Origin of the sequence: Bradyrhizobium sp. 2S1, assembly GCF_011516625.5 — a bacterium.
GTDB lineage: Bacteria > Pseudomonadota > Alphaproteobacteria > Rhizobiales > Xanthobacteraceae > Bradyrhizobium > Bradyrhizobium septentrionale.
In genome coordinates, this window is sequence record NZ_CP147717.1 from 3,924,390 (window position 1) to 3,944,910 (window position 20,521).

Genomic DNA, 20,521 nt, shown 5'->3' on the forward strand with positions numbered 1-20,521 from the left:
GCCTATGAGCTTGTCTGGATAGTCGCTGTTCAAATCTGGTCGGGTCTGATTCAACATTGGGCGATGAGCAAGTATTTTCGGCCTTGGAACATCGATCAGACGCTGCTTCTGCCGCCGAATGTGCAGGACTTCGTGCCGAAAGGCCATGTCTCGCGGTTTATGGTTGATCTGGTGCGGGAGAGCCTCGATCTCAGGGAGATCATGGGCAGCTATGTGAGCGGGCTTGGGCAGCCGCCGTTTGATCCGCGGATGATGGTGGCGCTGCTGCTGCATAGCTATGCGAGTGGGCTGTATTCGTCGCGTCGGATTGCCAAGGCCTGCCGGGAGCGGAACGATTTTGTGATGATCGTGGCGCTGGATGCGCCGGATTTTCGGACGATCAGCGACTTTCGCAAGCGACATTTGAAGGCGCTCGGCGCGCTATTCGTGCAGGTTCTGAAGTTGTGCGAGACGGCCGGGCTGGTCAAGCTCGGTCATGTCGCGCTGGATGGTACGAAGATCAAGGCGAACGCGTCGAAACACAAGGCGATGAGTTATGAGCGCATGAAGAAGCGCGAGGCGGAATTGAAGGCCGAGGTCGCTCGCATGCTGGCGGCCGCCGAGGCGGCGGATGCCTCGGAGGATGAGACTTTCGGCAACAGCGACGAACTGCCGGACTGGACCGTCGACAAGCAGAAACGGCTGGCGAAGATCCAGCAAGCGATGGCGGCGCTGGAAGCGGACGCCAAACTGGCGGCGGAGGAAGAGCGCCGCATCGAGGCCGAAAAGGAACAGCAGCGCCAGGCCGAAGGCCGCAAGAAGCCGGGCAAACCGGCGGCGCTGCCATCGGAGGAACCCAATCCCAAGGCGCAACGCAACTTCACCGATCCGGAAAGCCGCATCATGAAGTCGAAGGATGGCTTCGTTCAGGCCTATAATGCCCAGGCGGCCGTCGATGCACATGCCCAGATCATTGTCGCGCAAGAACTGACCCAGCACGGCAGCGATCAGGGCCAGTTGGTGCCCCTGATCGAGGCCATCGAGAGCAATCTTGGCCGCAAGCCGCGGCAGGCCTCAGCGGATTCCGGCTACTGCAGCGAAGCCAATCTCGAAGCGCTCGACACACGCAGCATCGATGGCTATGTCGCGCCCGGACGCGCCAAGCACCCGACAGTAGCGAACGGAAAAGTCGGCGGCCCGCTGACACAGGCCATGCGAAAGAAGATCGACGATGGCGGCTTCGAAACACCCTACCGATTGCGAAAGCAAGTGGTGGAGCCGGTGTTCGGGCAGATCAAACAGGCAAGAGGCTTCCGCCAGTTCCTGTTGCGGGGCATCGAGAAAGTGCGCGCCGAGTGGACAATGATCTGCACCGTCCATAACCTCCTCAAGCTGTTCAACCTCGCAAACGCAGCCTGAGCCTGCTACTCTACAACAAATGCCCGTCACGAAAACATATCTGGACGGGCTCCTATACGGTCGCAAACGCCCGGATCGGCTGGCAAAACGACAGGTACAAGATTTATGCGTTTGGACGAAATCTCTTCAACACCGACATCGAGGTCGCCGGCACGGCCTTCACGCCGAAAGTTCTCGCGGTGACGCCGGGTCTTGGCCGGGTCGTCGGCCTCGGCGCGGAAATCACGTTTTGATCAATGGTGCTGGGAGCTGAGCCGGCGACGGAAAATCGTCCGGAGTTGCGCGAGCAGCACGCCCTTTAGAGCGAGCCCGAACATTTCGACAGCGCTGCGGCGGATCAACATCCGCCGCACCTGGAACGAGGGCGGCAAGCAGAGGAGACGATGAAATGCACGGACATGCGGACGTTCTGGTCGAGACCCTATCGAGCCTGCTGGACATCCCCGCTGATCGCCTCGACGACGAGAGCGATCTATTGTGTCTCGGTCTCGACTCTGTCCGCACCATGCGCGCCGCCAGCCGGCTGCGGCGGGCCGGTATAGCCGTCACGTTCTCGGCGCTGATCGGCAAGCGGACGCTGGCAGACTGGCGGCGAGAGCTGTCGGATCTGCCAGGCCGTGTGGTCGCGCCGCCGCCGGACGCGCGCGCATCTGCCGAGCCCGACAGCTTCGACCTCGCCACCATGCAGCATGCATTCTGGGTCGGCCGGGGCGACGCTCAGCAGCTCGGGGGCGTGACAGCTCACTTTTATGCCGAGCTGGACGGTGACGACCTCGATCCGGAGCGAATGGCCCGGGCGGTTGACGCTCTGGTTCAGCACCACCCCATGCTGCGCATGCTGGTTACACCCGACGGGCGCCAGCGCGTGCTGGCGGCTCCCGGATTGCCGGTCTTCAGGGTGCATGACCTGCGCGGGCTCGATGATGGCGAATGCGCCCGGCAGCTCGTGGAGATGCGGCAACGTTATTCGCACCAGCGGCTGCGGGTCGAGCAGGGCGAGGTAATCATGATTGCCTTGTCGCGTCGGCCGGACGGGCGATCGCGACTGCATATCGATCTCGACATGATGGCGGGTGATGCCGTCAGCCTGCGCAACATCCTCCGCGAGTTGGCGTTCCTCTACGAACAGCCCGACGCGGTTCTGCCGCGGCTGGAGTTGACCTACGAGCAGTATCTGCAGCACGCCCGGCAGCAGCCCGACGCCGAGCTCGAGAAGGACCGCTCCTGGTGGCAGGCGCGGCTGGACGATATGGCGCCGCCGCCGGCACTACCACTGCGAAGCACTCAGGACACCGCCGTCGCGCCACGGGTTGTCCGCCACCATCACTGGTTGGACCCGCTCGCTAGCAGCCGCCTGAACCAGCTGTGCCGGCAGAACGGCGTGACCCTCACCGCCGCAATGACGACGCTGTTTGCGCAGACCGTCGGTCTCTGGAGCGGCGGCGATCCGTTCCTGCTCAATCTGCCGGTGTTTTCCCGGCAAAGCGATCACCCGGACATCGACGGCTTGGTGGGCGATTTCTCCAGCTCGGTGCTCATTAACGCGTGTCCCGATCGGCGCGCCTTCCTGGAGCAAGTCCGCGCGCAGCAGCACACCCTGCACGAGGCTGCCGCCCACGCGGCTTATAGTGGCGTCGAGGTGCTGCGCGATTTGACCCGCCGGCAGCAGGGGCAGCAGGTCCTGGCGCCGGTGGTGTTCACCAGCGCGCTCTCGCTGGGAGATCTGTACGAGCCCGCGGTCCGAGAGCAGTTCGGCGAACCGGCGTGGTCGATATCGCAGGGGCCGCAGGTCTGGCTCGACGCCCAGGTCACCGAATACAGCGGCGGCGTCCTGTTGAACTGGGACGTGCGCGACGACGTCTTCATCGAAGGCGTGGTGGCCGCGATGTTCGATTACTATCGCGCACAACTCGAACGGCTGCTGGAGGCTCCCGAATCCTGGCATCTCCCGCTGCAGGCGCCGCCGCCGGTCATGCCGATCGAACCGCAGCAGGTCCGTCAGGCGCCGGTGCCCGAGCCGTTGTTCGCGCGCGTCTTTGCCCGGGCCGCGCAATCGCCGGATGCCGTCGCGCTGCTCTGGAGCGATGACGATGCGATGAGCTACGGTGACCTTGCCGAACGGGTGCTGCGGGTTGCGGCGTTCCTTCATGCGCAGGACGTGCGGTCCGGCGATTCGGTCGCGATTACCATGCCGAAGGGATGGCCGCAGATCGTTGCCGCGCTCGGCGTGCTGGCAGCCGGCTGCACCTATGTGCCGTGCGGCATCGATCTGCCGCAGCTGCGACGCGATCAGATCTATCAGAGCGCAGGCGTGCGGCTGGTGCTGGTCGGGACAGGAGAGCACGGCTCCGCGGTGCGGCCGGTGCATCTGTTCGCGGACGCGGTGCAATCGGCGCCGCTGGTGCAGCCGGTCGAGGTTCCGGCCGAGCAGGCGATGTATGTCATCTTCACGTCCGGCTCCACCGGTGTTCCGAAAGGCGTGGAGGTCTCCCATCGCGCCGTGGCCAACACCATCGATGCTGTCAACCGCCGTTTCGGTATCAACGCCACCGACCGGACCCTGACGTTGTCGGAACTCGACTTCGATCTGTCAGCCTACGACATTTTCGCTTTTCTGGCCTATGGCGGCAGCGTCGTCGTGGTCGATGAGACGCAACGGCGTGATGCCCATGCTTGGCTGCAACTGATCCGGCGACGCCATGTGAACGTGATCAGCTGCGTGCCGGCTCTGCTCGATATGCTGCTCACGGCCAACGGGAGCGAATCCCTGGCCGAACTGCGGCTGGTGATGCTGGGCGGCGACCGGATTCTGCCGGAACTGGCGCAGCGCTGGTGGCGTGTCACCAACGATGCGCCGTTCGTCGGGCTCGGCGGCATGACCGAGGCCGCCATCCATTCGACCTGCCATCAACTGGGCCTCGACGAGACCGGTTGGAGCGTGGTGCCTTACGGCCACCCGCTCGACAACATGTCCTGCCGTGTGGTCGATCGCCACGGACGCGATTGTCCGGCCGGGGTCGCAGGCGAGCTGTGGGTCAGCGGCCCCGGGGTTGCGATCGGATATCGCGGCGATCCCGAGCGTACCGCGGACAAGTTCGTCGCCCATGGCGGGCGGCGCTGGTACCGCAGCGGCGATCACGTGCGCTATCGGGTGGACGGTGTCATCGAGTTTCTTGGACGCGCGGACAATCAGGTCAAGATTCGCGGCCATCGCATCGAACTCGGCGAGGTGGAGGCGGTGCTGTCGGCCCATCCGTCGGTCGAGCAGGTTCTCGTCGTTGTGGTTGCGCCGGTGGCGCGCCAGCTCTGCGCGCTGGCGGTCCTGCGCGATGATACCGATGTGGCGGAGCTGCGCGAATGGGCTGCCGCCAGGCTGCCGAAATATGCCGTTCCGGAACACTATCAGCGAGTGCCGCAATTCCCGCTCACCGCCAACGGCAAGATCGACCGCAAGATTCTGACGCGGCAGGCGGAGCAGGCGTTGCGGTCCGAGGCGCAGCCACGGCGCGCGCCGGCGGGCGAGATCGAGCAGCGCGTGGCCGGCTTCTGGCAGTCGCTGCTGTCCGCGCCGGACGTCGGGCGGGACGACAACTTCTTCGTTCTCGGCGGGGACAGCCTGATCGCAACGCGCTTGATGGCGGAACTGCGCCAGGCGGGACTGGTCGGGCAATTGGCGGATCTCTTCGCGAAGCCGGAGCTCGCTGCGTTCTGCGCCACGTTGCAGCAGCGCGTGGACGAGCCGGAGGCGATCATTCGCGCCGAGCCGGCGCAGCGCTTCGAACCGTTTGCGCTGACCGATATCCAGCGCGCCTTCTGGATCGGGCGGTCGCCGCAGATGCCGCTCGGTGGGGTCGGATCGCATTTTTATGTCGAGCTCGACGGGCCGGACCTCGATGTCAAGCGCCTGGAGAGCAACTGGCGCACCCTAGTCGCCCGCCACGACATGCTGCGTGCCGTGGTGACGGAGCAGGGCCAGCAGCGCGTGCTCAAAACCGTACCGGCCTACAAGATTCGTCGGCATCAGCTATCTGCTGAGGATGCTGGGACGCGGCTCGAGAAACTCCGGCAGTCGTTGTCGCACACTTGCTACGACGTCACCCGCTGGCCGCTGTTCGATATCCAGGTTGCGGAGTACGCCGCGGGCGGGGAAACCCGTGCGCGCGTATTCGTCAGCCTCGACAGCTTGATGCTGGACGGGCGCAGCATCATGGTTCTGTTCACCGAATGGGATCAGCTCTACAGCAACGGCCGAACGGGACTATTGGCATCCAAGCTTCGCTTCCGTGACTACGTCGTTCAGCATCAGCCGGATCCGCAGCGGGTCGATCGCGCGCAGCGCTATTGGCAGGCCCGGATTGCCGAACTGCCGGATGCTCCGGCGCTGCCGCTGCAGTCGGCGCCGGAAACACTGCGGCAGCCGCGGTTTCGCCGTCTCAGCAGCACGCTGGACGCGCGCCGCTGGCGGCGCTTCAGGGAGCGCGCCCAGCAGCACGGCATCACGCCGAGCGTGGCGCTGGCGGCGGCCTATGGCGAGGTGCTCGGCTATTGGAGCAATCAGCCGGCGGTGGCGATCAACCTGACCCTGTTTGACCGTCCGCGGTGCCACGACGAGATCGATCGCGTCGTCGGTGACTTCGCGTCGATCCTGTTGCTGGGCTACCAGACCGGCGGCGGGCAGGGCTTTGTCGACGCCGCGCAGCGGCTGCAGCGCCAGGAAGGTGAAGGCCTCACCCACCGCGATGTGTCCGGTGTGTGGGTGCTGCGGGAGCTGGCGCGGCACAAGGGCGAGCCCATGGCCACGATGCCGGTGGTGTTCACCAGCGTGCTGGGTCTTCCAAAGGATGCCTCGCTCGATCTGTCCCCGGCCTTTCCGCGCCAAGTCTACGCCATCACGCAGACGCCGCAGGTCTGGCTGGACGCCAAGGTTTCGGAATCCCGTGACGGTCTCGTGCTGGAATGGGACGGCGTCGACGAGCTGTTCGCGCCCGGCGTTCTCGACGACATGTTCGCCGCCTATGTCGGGCTGGTCGAGCGGCTGGTGGACGAGAACTGGGTTCTCCCGGTCCGGCTTGCGCCGCCGGCCGTGCAGCAGCACATCCGGCAGGATATCAACAGCACGGCCCTTGGCTGGTCCGATTCCCGCCCCCTGTATTTGCGGTTCTTTGCCCAGGCCAGGCGCACGCCCACGGCGCCCGCGCTGGTCTGCGCGGCTGATCCAACCATCGACTACCAGACCCTGGCCGGCCGGGCGCTGCAGGTCGCGGGCTATCTGGCGGCGCAGGGCGTCAGGCCCGGAGACCGCGTGGCGATCACCCATGCCAAGGGGCCGGACCAGGTGATCGCGGTGCTCGGCGTGCTGGCGGCGGGCGGGTGTTATGTCCCGTCCGGCATCGATCTGCCGGCGGCACGTCGCGAGATCGTCTACCGCTCCGCCGGCGTTCGCTTGGTGCTGACGGACGACGCGAGCCATCAGCGGCTGGACTGGCCGGCGGAAACGCCGGTGGTACCGCTCTCCGTGGCGTTGGGGGGCTCCGCTCTCGAGGAGCCGGTCGCGCAGCCGCCCGAGGCGATCAAATACATCATCTTTACCTCGGGCTCGACAGGTGTGCCCAAGGGGGTTGAGGTCAGCCATGCCGCTGTGGCCAACACCATCGATGCGGTTGATCGGTTGTTCGCAATCCGCCCCGAGGATCGTACGATCACGCTCTCGGCGCTGGATTTCGACCTCTCGGCCTACGATCTGTTTGCGTTCCTCAGTCTTGGCGCCTCCGTCGTGGTGATCTCGGAGACGGAACGCCGCGACGCCGCGGCCTGGGTCAGGCTCATCAATCGCTGGAAGGTCACGGTGATCAGCGCGGTGCCGGCGCTGGTCGAGATGATCACGATTGCCGCCGAGCAGGTTGGCCTGACACCCGAATTGCGTCTCGTGATGGTCGGCGGCGACCGGGTGACACGGGCACTGCCCGAGGCGTTGTGGCGCTGCGCGCCGCAGGCGCGTTTCGCCGCGCTTGGCGGCATGACGGAAGCCGCGATCCATTCCACCTGCCATGAAGTGACGCGGCAGGACCCGCAGTGGGCCTGCGCGCCTTACGGTCGTCCGCTGGCGAATATGCGCTGCCGGGTGGTGGATGGCTTCGGGCGGGATTGCCCGGACTGGGTCAAGGGGGAGCTGTGGGTCGCGGGTCGCGGCGTCGCCCAGGGCTACCGTGGCGACGCGGCGCGGACGCACGAGAAGTTCGTGGCGTGGGACGATGATCGCTGGTACCGCACCGGCGACGTCGCGCGCTATCACCCGAGCGGCATCCTGGAATTTCTGGGTCGCGCCGACAATCAGGTGAAAATCCGCGGCCATCGCATCGAGCTCGCCGAAGTGGAGGGCGCGCTGGTCGGTCATCCGCAGATCGAGGCGGCGGCCGCGGTGCTGCTGAAAGGGGCGGCTGCCAAGCTCGGCGCGGCCGTCATCGCCGCGGAACCGCTCGATCTGGCTGGAGTCAGGATCGCGTTGCAGGCCACGCTCCCCGACTACGAAGTGCCGGAATATCTGCTCCAGCTCGAACGCTTTCCGCTGACGGCGAACGGCAAGATCGATCGCGTGGCGATTGCCGTGCAGCTTGCGGCCGTCGCCGCAGGTGGCACCGGCGCGGAGCGGCGGCGGCCCACGGGAGCCGTGGAACGGCTGGTCGCTGATTTGTGGTCCGAGTTGCTGGGACACGCCGATGTCGGTGCGGATGACAACTTCTTCGCGCTCGGTGGCGACAGCCTGATCGCGACCCGCCTGATGACGCGCCTGCAGGGATTGGGCTATCGCGGCGCGCTGGCGGCCCTGTTCACGCAGCCGCAACTCGGCGACTTCGCCGCGACACTCGTTGCCGATCACCAGCCGACGGCATGCATCATCGTCGCCGACGAGGCCGCGCGCCATGCGCCGTTCCCGCTCACCGATGTGCAGCAGGCCTATTGGCTGGGACGGCGGGATGATTTCGAACTGGGCGGCATTGGTGCTCAATGCTACGTCGAATATGACCTGCAGAACCTCGACGTCGCCCGGCTTGAGCGCGCCTGGTCGACCCTCGTCGCGCGCCATGACATGCTGTGTTGCGTTATCGACGACACAGGCCTGCAGCGTGTTCTGCCGTCCGCGCCGGGCGGCCGCATTCACCTTCACGACCTGCGCGCCGTCGCCGACCAACCCGCCGCGCTCGCATCGCTGCGCGACCAGCTGTCGCGCCAGACGCGGAACGCCGGGACGGGCGGCCTGGTCGACGTCCACGTGATCCACCATGGCGAGGCGCAAAGCCGTCTTGCCGTGCTGTTCGACAATCTCGTGGTCGACGGGTTGAGCATGCTGACGTTGCTCACCGAGCTGTTCCAGCTCTACCACCGGCCCGATCAGGTGCTGGCGCCGATCGGGATCCGCTTCCGCGATTACGTCTGCGCGCGCGTGCAGACCGGCGTGTCCGAACGCGCGCTCGATTATTGGCGGGAGCGTCTGGCCGGGTTGCCACCGGCGCCGGCGTTGCCGACCCGGGTGGAGCCGTCGACGCTGTCACGGCCGCGGTTCGCCCGTGTCGAGGCGCGGCTTGCCCCCGAGCCGTGGTCCCGCCTGACCGCGAAAGCGCGGGGAGCCGGCATCACGCCGTCGGTGCTGCTGCTGACCTGCTTCAGCGAGATTTTGAGCCGCTGGAGCGGACAGTCCGAACTGGTGGTCAATCTGACGCTGTTCGATCGTCCCGAGCTTCATCCGGACATCAATCGCGTGGTCGGCGACTTCACGTCGCTTATTCTTGCCGCGTATCGGGCCGGGACGGGCGAGAGCTGGTTGACCCGCGCGGAGCGTCTGCAGGCGCAGATCTGGCAGGATCTCGATCACCAGGAGGTCTCGGCGGTGCGGGTGTTGCGCGAACTGGCCGGCCGCAACCGCGCTGAAGTGCGTCCGGTTCCGGTGGTGTTTACCAGCATGCTGGGCGTTGCCGATGCGCTGGCGAAGGAAACCCGCTGGCCCGACTTCACCAGTTCGCAGACCCCGCAGGTCTGGCTCGATCATCAGGCGATCGATCTGGCCGATGGGTTGTTGCTGAGCTGGGACTATGTCGAGTCGCTGTTCCCCGACGGCATGATCGCAGCCATGTTCGACAGCTATCTCGCGCTGCTTCATCAACTGATCGAGGCCGACTGGCGGCAGCCGCTGCACCGCGCGCTCCCCGAGCCGCAGCGCGCGGTGCGTAATCGCGTCAACGCGACCACCGCCCCGTCGCCGATCGAGGCGCTGCACGAGGCCTTTTTCCGTCAGGCCGGACTGGCGCCGCGGCGCCGGGCATTGTGGACACAGGACAGCGGCGAGGTCAGTTACGGCACGCTGGCGCGACAGGCCTTGAGTGTGGCGGCGTATCTGCAGCGGCGAGGCGTCAGGCCGGGCGATCGCGTCGGCATCAGTTGCCGGCGCGGGGCCGGGCAGGTTGCCGCGGTGTTGGGCGTGCTGGCAGCGGGGGCGGCCTATGTTCCGATCAATCCCGCTCATCCACCTCGGCGCCAGGCGCTGATGTGCGCCAAGGCCGATATACGGTTCGTGCTCGCCGACCATGCGCCGGTACTTCCGTCGCCCGTCAGGGCGGGCGCGCTGTCGGAGGCGCTGGAGACGGCGCCGCTGGCGCAACCCTGCGGGCAGGTCACCGCCGATGCGCTGGCCTACATCATCTTCACCTCCGGCTCGACTGGCGAGCCGAAGGGCGTCGAGATCGAGCATCGCAGCGTGGTCAACACGGTCGACGACATCTGCTGGCGGTTCGCGGTTGATGCGCACGATGTCGTTCTGGGCGTATCGGCGCTCGATTTCGATCTTTCGGTCTTCGATCTGTTCGGCTCGCTCGGGCGAGGCGCCACGCTGGTGCTGACGTCGGACGACGAGCAGCGCGATGCCGACCGCTGGCTGGAACTGATGATCGCGCACGGCGTCACGGTGTGGAACAGCGTGCCGGCGTTGCTGGAAATGACGCTGACGATGGCGGCGGCGCGCAAGGTCGCGTTCCCGGCGCTGCGTCTGGCGCTGTTGTCGGGAGACTGGGTGGCGCCCGATATCGCGGCCCGGCTCGCGCTGGCGGCGCCACGGGCGCAGGTCATAGCCCTGGGCGGCGCGACGGAAGCGTCGATCTGGTCGAATGCATGGGCGGTCGGCACCACGCCGCTCGACGGCTGGGGATCGGTGCCCTATGGCTTGCCGTTGCGCAACCAGTCCTTCCGCGTGGTCGACGCGCTGGGAGACGATGCTCCTGATTGGGTGCCGGGCGAACTGTGGATTGGCGGCCAGGGGGTCGCGCGCGGCTATTGCGGCGCGCCCGATCTCACCGGGGAGCAGTTCGGCGGCACCTATCCGCGGCGCTGGTATCGCACCGGGGATCTCGGGCGTTACCGTCCCGACGGCGTGCTGGAGTTTCTCGGCCGCCGCGACGGCCAGATCAAGCTGCGCGGGCATCGCATCGAGCTCGGCGAAATTGAGCAGGTGCTGCAGCAGCACGATGCCGTGCGCCGCGCGGTGGCGATCGTCGACGGCAAGGGGGAAGCCGCCCGCCTGCTGGCGTTCGTCGAACCGCACGCGACCGCGCCCGACCTCGCCGACTTGCGGGGATTCCTGCGTGATCGCCTGCCTGCCTATGCCGTTCCGGCCGAACTCGTGCCGGTCTCGGCATGGCCGCTGAACGCCAACGGCAAGATCGACCGGCGCCGGCTGGCCGAGCTTCGCCTGCAACCGTCCGAGCAGCCGCAACAGGTCGACGATCCGCGTGAGCGGGAGATTGCCGGGTTCTGGCACGAACTGCTCGATGCAAGGCCGCGCTCACGCACCGACAGCTTCTTCGCGCTGGGCGGCAATTCATTGCTCGGCACGCGCCTGGTGGCGCGGCTCTCTCAACACTACGGCATCACGTTATCGCTGCGCGAGTTCTTTACCGACGCCACGCTCGCCGGCCTGTCCGCATCGGTTGCCGGACACCTGGCTGCCGGAGCGCGCATGGAGGAAGGGTCACTATGAACATCATCAATCTGGTCGAAGAGATCGAGGCGCTCGGCGTCGAACTCTCGTACGAGGGCGAACAGCTGCGCTTTCGCGCTCCGCAGGGGGTCATGACCACTGAGTTGAAGCAGCGGCTGAGCACCAACAAATCGGCGATCCTGCAGCATCTGTCCGACGACAGCGCGTCGAGCGAGTTCATCATCGATGAAGCCGGACGCCATCAGCCGTTTCCGCTGACCGAAGCGCAAAGCGCCTACTTCTTTGGCCGCCACAGCGCATTCGAGTACGGCGGCGTGTCGTGCCGCGGCTATCTGGAGATCGCCTATCCCGCGCGGACGTCCCCGCAGATGCTGGACCGGGCTTGGCAGGATCTGATCCGCCGTCACGACATGCTACGTGTCGTTATCGAGGACGAGGGCTATCAGCGGGTGCTGGATGAGATCGAGCCGCGGCCGATTCCGGTCGACGATCTCACCGGCCTGAACGATGCGCAGGTCGAGCGATACGTCGAACGCCTGCGCGAGGAGATGCTGGCAGCGCCGGTAGACTACGCGCGCTGGCCGCTGTTCGATGTTCGCATCTGCCGCTGCCGGGGCCAGACCGTGTTACTGCTGGCGATCGAACTGATCCTGGTGGATGCCGCGAGCCTTTACCTGCTGATCGACGATCTCGACCGCCTGGTGTCCGGTGCCGAGCTGCCGCCGGTGCCCGCCGTGACCTTCCGGGACTATGTCATCGCACGGCGTGCGCAGCGCCAGGGCCGACGGTACCGGCGCGACCGCAACTACTGGCTGGCGCGGCTGGACGCGCTGCCGCCCGCACCGGAATTGCCGATGGCGGGCGCCTTGCCGCTGGCCATCGCCGCCGACTCCGGCCGCTTCAGTCGCCGCGCGTTTCCGCTGACGGCGGCGCAGAGCGGGCGCCTGAACGCATGGGCGGCCGCGCGCGGCACCACGCTCAACGCGCTGATGCTCGGTGCTTTCGCCGAGGTTCTCGGAGCATGGAGCCGAGCCCGTCGCTTCACGCTCAACCTGCCGATCTTCCGCCGTGAGCCGCTGCATCCCGATATCGACGCCGTGATCGGCGACTTTACCTCGGTCACGCTGCTGGAGATCGATCTCGACGCCGCGAAAACCTTTGGTGAACGGGTGCAGGCGATCGGCCGGCAGCTGTTCGACGATCTCGACCACGCGGGCTTTTCCGGGCTCGAGGTGCTCGGTGAGTTGACCCGACGGCGCGGCACGTCGGCGTTGATGCCGGTGGTCTTCACCAGCACCGTGGGGGGTGGCCCGGCGCGGCGCGGGCAACCGGCCGGCTACACCATCCGTCACGGCTTGACGCAGACGCCGCAGGTCAGTCTCGATTGCCAGATCACGGAACAGCCGGATGGCTTGCTGGTTGCTTGGGACGTGCGTGACGGTCTGTTTCCGCCGGACATGATCGACCAGATGTTCGCGTCCTTCCGCGATCTGGTCGAGCGGGTCAGCGCCAATGACGCCGTGGCCCTGGACGAGGCGCATCTGATCACGCTGCCCGAAGGGCAGGCGGCGGTCCGGCGCGCCGCGAATGCGACCGGGTGGCAGCATGCGGATGCGTTGCTTCATCAGGCGCTGATCACGCAGGCGGAGCGGCATCCTGCGCGACCTGCGCTCTACGACAATCGCGGGTGTGTCAGCTACGGCGAGTGGCTGGTAGCGGCACAGGCGCTGGCCGCGGGGCTGCTCGTCGCCGGTTGCCGTCCCGGCGAGCGGGTCGCCATTCTCTGCGCCAAGGGGCGGATGCAGGCCATCGCGCCGCTGGCGGTTCTGCTGTGCGGCGGGTGCTATGTGCCGGTCGAGATCGATCAGCCGGTGGCGCGCCGCAATGCCATTCTCAGCGACGCCAGCATTCGCTTCGCGATTGCCGATCCCGGCTGCGAACTGCCGGCGCCGGTCGTTGCCGTGCAGGCGGAGCACGATCGCGCGCTGCCGTCGGTGCAGGCTGTGTCGCCGGACGCGCCGGCCTATGTCATCTACACCTCCGGTTCCACCGGCGTCCCGAAAGGCGTGGTGATCTCTCATGCGGCCGCCTGGAATACGGTCGCGGATATCAACCAGCGATTTGGCGTCACCGCGGACGACCGCGTGCTGGCGCTCGCCAGTCTGGGCTTCGACCTGTCGGTCTACGATCTGTTCGGGATCCCGGCCGCGGGTGGCGCGCTGGTCTATCCCGATGAGGCGCGCAAGACCGATCCATCGCATTGGACGCAACTCGTCGCGCAACATGGCGTGACGCTGTGGAACACCGTGCCGGCGCAGTTGCAGATGCTGTGCGATGCGGCCGACGGTGGCGCCGCGGCGCCGGCGCACCTGCGGCTGGCGCTGGTGTCCGGCGACTGGGTGCCGCTCGATCTCAAACAGCGGCTGGACCGGCACAGCTCCGCGGCGCGGCTCATCAGTCTGGGCGGCGCGACCGAAGCCGCGATCTGGTCGATCTATCATCCGGTCACCGCGGTCGAGGCGCACTGGTCGAGCATTCCTTACGGCCGGCCGCTGGCCAACCAGCGCATGCACATCGTCGACAGCCGCCTGCGCGAGCGCCCCGACTGGGTGGTGGGACAGATCGCCATCAGCGGCCGCGGCCTTGCGCTGGGCTACCTCAACGATCCCGACAAGACCGCCGGGCAGTTCGTTACCCGCGACGACGGCGAGCGCCTGTATCTGACCGGCGACCTCGGCCGCTACTGGCCGGACGGGACGATGGAGTTCCTCGGCCGTCAGGACGCGCAGGTGAAGATTCGCGGCCATCGGGTCGAGCTCGGTGAGATCGCCGGCGTGTTGCGGACGCATCCCGCCGTGGCGGACGCCCAGGTGCTGCTGAGCGAGGGCAGTGCCAAAATGCTTTGCGCGTTCGTCGAGCCCGGGCGGGACAATCAGCCGGTGGCCGATGCCGTGGTGGAGACGCTGCACCACTGCGCCGCTACGATCGAACACGAGATCGACGGCGACGCGTTTGCGGCGCTGATGCATGGCGCCGACCGGGTGGCGATTCTGGCGATGGCCGCACGTCTGCGCGGGGACGGCCTGTTCGCGACGCCGGAGGCGCGGCTCGATCTCGCACAGATCTACAAGGCGACCGGCGTTGCCGCCGTGCATCAGCGGTTGCTGCGCCGCTGGCTCGACGGCCTGGTCGCCGCGGGCGCGCTGTCGTGCGATGACGGGCTGTACCATGGCCTGATCGCCGCCGACGACGCCACGGTTCGCAACGTTTGGTCGGAGGTCGATCAGCTCGAACGAAAGGCGGGCTACGGCAGCCAGACCCTGCACTACATCCGGGTATGCAGCGATCAATTGTCCGGCCTGCTGCGTGGCGAGGTCGACGTCCGCGCCATCCTGTTTCCGCAGGGTGAACTCGGGACCGCGCACGCGGCCTATCGCGACAACCTCGTCAGCCAGAGCATGAACGGCATGGTGGTTGCCGCTGTGCGGGCGCTGGCGCAGCGTCGGAAGGCTCTCGATGCGGCGCCGTTGCGGGTGCTGGAAGTCGGCGCCGGGGTCGCGGGCACCGCCAGCGATCTGGTGCCGGCGCTCGCGGAGTTTACTCCGGACTACTGGTTCACCGACCTGTCGGAATTCTTCCTGACCGAAGCGCGCCGTCTGTTCGCGGACTATCCCTGGATGCACTACGGCATCTTCGACATGAACGAGGACGCCCGCCCGCAGGGCATGGCGCCCAACAGCTTCGACGTCATCCTCTGCGCCAACGTGCTGCACAACGCCCGGCATGCCGGCGAGGTGCTGAGCCAGTTCGCGACGCTGCTGGCGCCAGGCGGCTGCGTGGTGTTCATCGAGCCGTTCCGGCGGCATAATTATCCGCTGCTGGTCTCAATGGAGTTCTTTCCGGAGCTGACGGGATTTAGCGACCTGCGCGCGGACACCGACCAGACCTTCTTCACGCGCGAGCAGTGGCTGGCCTGGCTTCGGGAGACGGGCGCGGTGATCGCCGATTGCGCGCCCGCCGCCGACAGCAACCTCGCCACCGCTGGGCAGGGCGTCTTCATCGCCCAGTTCAAGACTGACCGCTCGCTGCTGCGCGCCGACGCGCTGCGCGATTTCCTACGCGACCGGCTGCCCGTCTACATGGTCCCCGCGCAGGTTCAAGTGCTCGATGCCCTCCCGCGGCTGCGCAGCGGCAAGAGCGATCGCGCGGCGCTGCTGGGCCTGGTCCAGCCGGAGCGGTCGCGGCCCGGCGCAGCGGGAGTATCGGGCGCGGCGCCACGCGACGCGCTGGAGCAGCAGATCGCCGATGTCTGGGCGCATGTGCTCGGAGTGACGCAGCCCGCCTGCGACGTCGATTTCTATGCGCTGGGCGGCGATTCACTGCTGCTGTCACGCATGATCGCCCGGCTGCGCCAGCAATTGCCCGCGGCGGCCGGGCTGGAGTGGGAAGTGCTGCTGCGGCATCTGCTGCGCGAACCGACGATCCGCGCGCTGGCGGAGCGGCTGCGCCATGCGCCGCGCGAGCAGCCGGTCGCCGCGCACCTGCGCTCGGCGCTGGTGCCGCTGTGGGGCGACAAGACGGCGGGGGGGCGCTGCTGCGTGGTGGTGCATGCCGGCACCGGCAATCTGCTGCCCTACCAGCATCTGTTGCAGGCGTTGGACAAGACCGCATGGCCGCGCGGGATCGGCGTGGAATTGCCGGCGCGCGAGGTGTTCACCGATCTGCCCGCCGATGGCGCATTGGCCAGGCTGGCCGCGCGCTACGCGGATGAGCTGGCGAAGCAGGGCGACGAGTTTACCCTGATCGGCTATTGCCTCGGCGGTCTGCTGGCGGCCGAGATTGCCCGGACGCTGACCGAACAGGGCAAGACGGTGACCGAACTGGTCGCGATCAGCGCCTACCAGCCGCCGCATGTGGAGGCGGATGCGCTGGTGGATTATGTGTTCGCGCGCGCGCTCGGCGCATCGCCGCAGCGGCTGGCGTTGCCCGAGGAGCCGGCGCTCGCGGCGGCGGTGGCCGAGATTCTGCAAGCCAGGTCCGGCGGGATCGCACCGGACGCGTTCGATCGGCTCGGCGACCGGCATCGCGAGGTCAGGGAGAGTTTCGCGGCGTGGTCGTCGCGACCGCTGGACCAGCGTCTGGCGCAACTTCGCGCGGGCGGCCATGCGGACGGCATCTATCATCAGCCGGACGGCGCGGACCTCGAATTCGCCCAGCAGCACGCGTTGTTCGCCCACAGCATGGCGTCGGTCGGCCTGCATCGCCCCGATGCCTGGCTTGGCCGTACGGTGCTGTTGCGCAACCGCGCCAGCGATCCGCTGTTGCCCGGCACGCCGCAGGACGTCGCCGGCTACTGGCAGGACATCTGTCTGGGCGATCTGGTGGTCGCCGACATCGCCGGCGATCACTTCAGTTGCCTGTCGCGCGCCCATGCGCCGCAACTGGCGGCGCTGATTTCGCAGCACACCCGGCGCGGGGGGGCGTGATGAGCAGCGGACCGATTGGAGTTCTGGGCGCGAGCGGCCAAGTCGGCCATCACGTGGTCGGCTGGCTGCGGCAGGATAGGCTCGGACCGTTGCGCCTGGGCGGGCGCCGGCGGACGCCGCTCGAGGCGCTACGACAGCAGCGGGACGACGATATCCATCCGCTGGATCTGAACGACGATCGCGCGCTGGCGGAATTCTGCCGGGGCTGCCGGGTGGTGGTGAACTGCGCCGGGCCGTCGTATCAGGTGCTCGACCGGGTGGCGCGGGCCGCCGCGGCAGAGAACGCGCATTATGTGGATGTCTCCGGCGACGGACCGGCGCACGCGTTGCTGCAGGACGGCATGCCCGCCAATCGGGATTGGATCGCGCTGCTGTCGGCCGGGATGCTGCCCGGATTGGCCAATCTGGTGCCCGCGTGGTTGAGCGATCAGCCGGGCGGCGCATTGACGGTCTACAGCGGCGGTGTCGAAAGGCTCTCCGGCGCCGCCGCCGCGGATCTGGTGCTGTCGCTGCAGCCGCAGGACGCCGTGACGATCGGCAACTACTGGTACGGCGAAGCCGGGGCGAGCTGGGAGCTCGGCCGGCGCCGCAGCCGCAGCCTTGCCGCGCGGGAAAACGTGCAGCTCGATTTCTTTCCAGGCACGGTTGCGGTGCTGCCGTATCTCAGTGCCGATGCCGAGCGGCTTGCCATGCGGCACAAGCTCACCACGCTGCGCTGGTTCAACGTGTTCAGCGGTCAGCGCCTGCGGGAAACCTTGATCGGGCTGCGCGGCAGGACTGGGGCGCTGAGCGAGGCGGTTCGTGCTGTCGAGCGGGCAGGGGAGCTCGATGTGCTCGGCATGCGTCAATACTACGCGATGGTGTTCGTCCTCGAACAGCCGCAGCGGCCAACCCGCCGGGCCGCCATCGTGACCGACAGCAGTCTGGCGCTGACGGCGGCAACGGCGGCCGCGGCGTTGCGAGCGCTGCTGCGCGGCGAGATTCCGCCGGGCCTGCATTTCGCCGACGACGTGCTGTCGCCGGATCGCACGCTGGATGAAGTGCAGCGGTTGCATGCGGGAACGCGCATCTGCCGCCATACACTGAATCTCGCCGAGGTCGAGGAGGGCACACTGTGAGCGTCCGGCGACGCGCCATCGTGTGCGGCACCAGTTTTGGTCGCTTCTATTTGCACGCGCTCGCGCAGCATCCCGCGGTAGAACTGGCCGGCGTGCTGTCGACCGGCTCGCGGGCGTCCGCCGAATACGCCGGGCAGTACGGCATCGCGCATTACACTGCGTTATCCGAGCTGCCGCCGGATATCGATTTTGCCTGCGTCGTGGTGCGGGCTGGTGTGTCGGGAGGGCCGGGCGCTGATATCAGCGAGACACTGCTCACGCGCGGCATTCACGTCCTGCAAGAGCATCCGCTGCATCCGGCCGAACTGGCGCGCTGCCTGCGCAGTGCGCACCGCCATGGCGTGCGCTACAGCGTCAATGCCTTTTATCCGACCGTAGCGCCGATCGCCCGCTTTCTGCAGGCCGCGGAACTGCTGCGCCGTCATGGTGCGCCGTTGTTCGTCGACGGCATCTGCGGCGCCCAGGTTCTGTATCCGCTGCTAGATGTCGCGGCGCGAGCGGTCGGGCGCCTTCGCCCATCGGTCTTGCGGCCGTTCGTGCCCGCCCGTTGCGGCCCCTACACCAGCCTCCACGGCGAGATCGGCGGGGTGCCATGTACGTTGCGGGTGCAAAATCAGATTCACCCGGTCGATGCGGACAATCATGCCCTGCTGTTGCACCGGCTCACGCTGGGATTCGAGAGTGGGATTCTGGCGCTGGCCGATACCCACGGTCCGGTGATCTGGAGTCCGCGGCTGCATACCCATCGCGATGCCACGCACCGGCTGGTGCTGAGCGGGCCCGGAACCGAACGGCTCTCCCTGCCGTCGAGCGAGATGCTTGCGGGCACGGAGAGCGGGACCTTTCGCGACGTGTTCGATCGCCTGTGGCCGCAGGCCATCAATCTTGCGATGAGCGAATTCATCGCGACCTGGGGCGATCCCGCGGCTGCCGCACGGTCGGCGCAATGGGCGAGCGGGGTGACTGCCTTCTGGCACGAGGTGTCCACGGCCCTCGGCTCACCAGACCTGATTTATCCCGAGGCACCGCCGCCCGTGAACTTGGCGGATCTCCTACCGGGCATTGGAGAGAACCGTTGATGCGGACCGATGGATATCTGCGCTTCTACCAGCCACGGCCCCAGGCCGCGCGGCTGCTGATTTGCTTCCCCCACGCCGGTGGCGGCGCTAGCGCGTTCCGCGCCTGGCCGTTCCTGCTAGACGACGACACCGAAGTCGCGATCGCCCAGTATCCGGGCCGCGAGGATCGCTTCGGCGAACCGCGTGTGGAAGACATGGACACCCTGCTGGCTCAGCTTCTGACTGAAGCGCTGCCGCATGTCGCGCGCCGGCCCTTCTATCTTCTCGGACACAGCATGGGTGGGGCCGTCGCCCACGAACTTGCGATGCGCCTGACCGCGCGCGGAGCCGAACCCCGCCGCCTAGTGGTATCGGGCCGCCAGCCGCCGAGCCATCATCCGCTGGACAGCACCATTCATCAGGGGAGCGACTCCGAGCTGCTGACCGAGCTGCTGCGTCTCAGTCCGGACAATCAGGCCTTGGCCCAGGAGCCGGAGCTTGCGGCTTTGCTGCTTCCGATCGTGCGCGGCGACTACCGCCTGATCGAACGCTACCGTCCCGGCGACTGCCGGCCGCTGGATTGCCCGATCACCGTGCTCGCCGGTGAACACGATCCGGAGCTCAGCCCCGAGGCGGCCCGGGCCTGGGCGGAATATACGCGCGGCGACTGCCGGGTGCATTTTTTTCCGGGCGATCATTTTTTCATCGCAAGCCAGCGCGCGCAGGTCGCGGCCACGGTGCGCCAGGCGATGGCCGAAGAGGAGCGGATATGAGCGATTATTATTCACCCGTCGCCGAATTCTACGATCTGGTCGCCCGCGCCCACGGCGAGGGCGAACTGAAGCTGCGCGAGAAGTTGCGCGGGCTCGATCCGGCCGGCGCCCCGATCCTGGATATCGGCGCCGGCACCGGACGCACCACGCTGGCGGTCGCGGAAACCGTGCCGGATGTGGAGATCCTGGCGGTTGAGCCGGCGCCGGCGATGCGGGCGGTGCTGACGCACATGGTCGCCCGGGACCCCGAACTCAGGCGCCGCGTCACGATCATTCCCGAGCCGGTGGAGAACCTGGCGCTTCCGGAGCGTCTCGGCGCCGTGATCGCCTTCGGCGTGCTGGGGCACCTGGATCTGGACGCCCGCCAGAGGCTGTGGCGGACCTTGCTTCCGCGCCTGTCGAAAGGCGCGCCAGTGTTCGTCGAGCTGCTGCCGATCGAGAAGCCGATGCGGCTGCCGACGCTACCACTGGCAAACGAGACCGTCGGCCGCCGCAGCTACAAAGCCACGCTGGATGGCGAGCCCGGCGACGGCGACATCATGCTGCTGACGTCGACCTGGGTGGCTAGCGGTGGTCCGAGCCCCGATCAGACCGTCCGCAACACCAGCGTCTGGCACACGTTCGGACTGGACGATCTCGCCCAGGAAACCGGGCTGCGGGCGGACCGGCTCAGCCAGCAGGCGGGGGTTCTCTATGTCTGACG

The 20,521-nt window shown here is 67.3% G+C and carries 7 protein-coding genes; all 7 read left to right on the forward strand.

Features of this window, described 5'->3' with window-relative positions:
• Positions 1–63 precede the first annotated feature (63 nt).
• The 7 genes from HAP54_RS18615 (at position 64) to HAP54_RS18645 (ending at position 20,519) form a co-directional block, all read left to right on the forward strand.
• Positions 64–1,398, forward strand: coding sequence for an IS1182 family transposase (locus HAP54_RS18615; RefSeq protein ID WP_166202952.1), 1,335 nt, complete (start codon positions 64–66; stop codon positions 1,396–1,398).
• 388 nt (positions 1,399–1,786) lie between these two features.
• Entirely contained in the window at positions 1,787–11,422 is a 9,636-nt protein-coding gene (locus HAP54_RS18620; protein WP_166302532.1) for a non-ribosomal peptide synthetase, read from the forward strand.
• The gene (locus HAP54_RS18625) at positions 11,419–16,869 is read left to right on the forward strand and encodes a non-ribosomal peptide synthetase (protein WP_166302534.1); all 5,451 of its coding nucleotides are present in this window, start codon (positions 11,419–11,421) and stop codon (positions 16,867–16,869) included. The genes HAP54_RS18620 and HAP54_RS18625 overlap by 4 nt, the downstream gene beginning before the upstream one ends.
• The gene (locus tag HAP54_RS18630) at positions 16,869–17,987 is read left to right on the forward strand and encodes a saccharopine dehydrogenase NADP-binding domain-containing protein (RefSeq protein WP_166302537.1); all 1,119 of its coding nucleotides are present in this window, start codon (positions 16,869–16,871) and stop codon (positions 17,985–17,987) included. The genes HAP54_RS18625 and HAP54_RS18630 overlap by 1 nt, the downstream gene beginning before the upstream one ends.
• On the forward strand, positions 17,984–19,066 hold the full coding sequence (locus HAP54_RS18635; protein ID WP_166302539.1) for a Gfo/Idh/MocA family oxidoreductase: 1,083 nt from the start codon (positions 17,984–17,986) through the stop codon (positions 19,064–19,066). Before HAP54_RS18630 ends, HAP54_RS18635 begins: the two co-directional genes overlap by 4 nt.
• The gene (locus tag HAP54_RS18640; protein ID WP_166308004.1) at positions 19,066–19,818 is read left to right on the forward strand and encodes a thioesterase II family protein; all 753 of its coding nucleotides are present in this window, start codon (positions 19,066–19,068) and stop codon (positions 19,816–19,818) included. Before HAP54_RS18635 ends, HAP54_RS18640 begins: the two co-directional genes overlap by 1 nt.
• The gene (locus HAP54_RS18645) at positions 19,815–20,519 is read left to right on the forward strand and encodes a class I SAM-dependent methyltransferase (RefSeq protein WP_166302542.1); all 705 of its coding nucleotides are present in this window, start codon (positions 19,815–19,817) and stop codon (positions 20,517–20,519) included. The genes HAP54_RS18640 and HAP54_RS18645 overlap by 4 nt, the downstream gene beginning before the upstream one ends.
• The last annotated feature ends 2 nt before the right edge of the window (positions 20,520–20,521 follow it).

Coding starts and splice junctions, on each gene's coding strand:
- HAP54_RS18620 (WP_166302532.1), top strand. CDS start 1,787: ATGCACGGACATGCGGACGTTCTGGTCGAGACCCTATCGAGCCTGCTG.
- HAP54_RS18645 (WP_166302542.1), top strand. CDS start 19,815: ATGAGCGATTATTATTCACCCGTCGCCGAATTCTACGATCTGGTCGCC.
- HAP54_RS18640 (WP_166308004.1), top strand. CDS start 19,066: ATGCGGACCGATGGATATCTGCGCTTCTACCAGCCACGGCCCCAGGCC.
- HAP54_RS18615 (WP_166202952.1), top strand. CDS start 64: ATGAGCAAGTATTTTCGGCCTTGGAACATCGATCAGACGCTGCTTCTG.
- HAP54_RS18625 (WP_166302534.1), top strand. CDS start 11,419: ATGAACATCATCAATCTGGTCGAAGAGATCGAGGCGCTCGGCGTCGAA.
- HAP54_RS18630 (WP_166302537.1), top strand. CDS start 16,869: ATGAGCAGCGGACCGATTGGAGTTCTGGGCGCGAGCGGCCAAGTCGGC.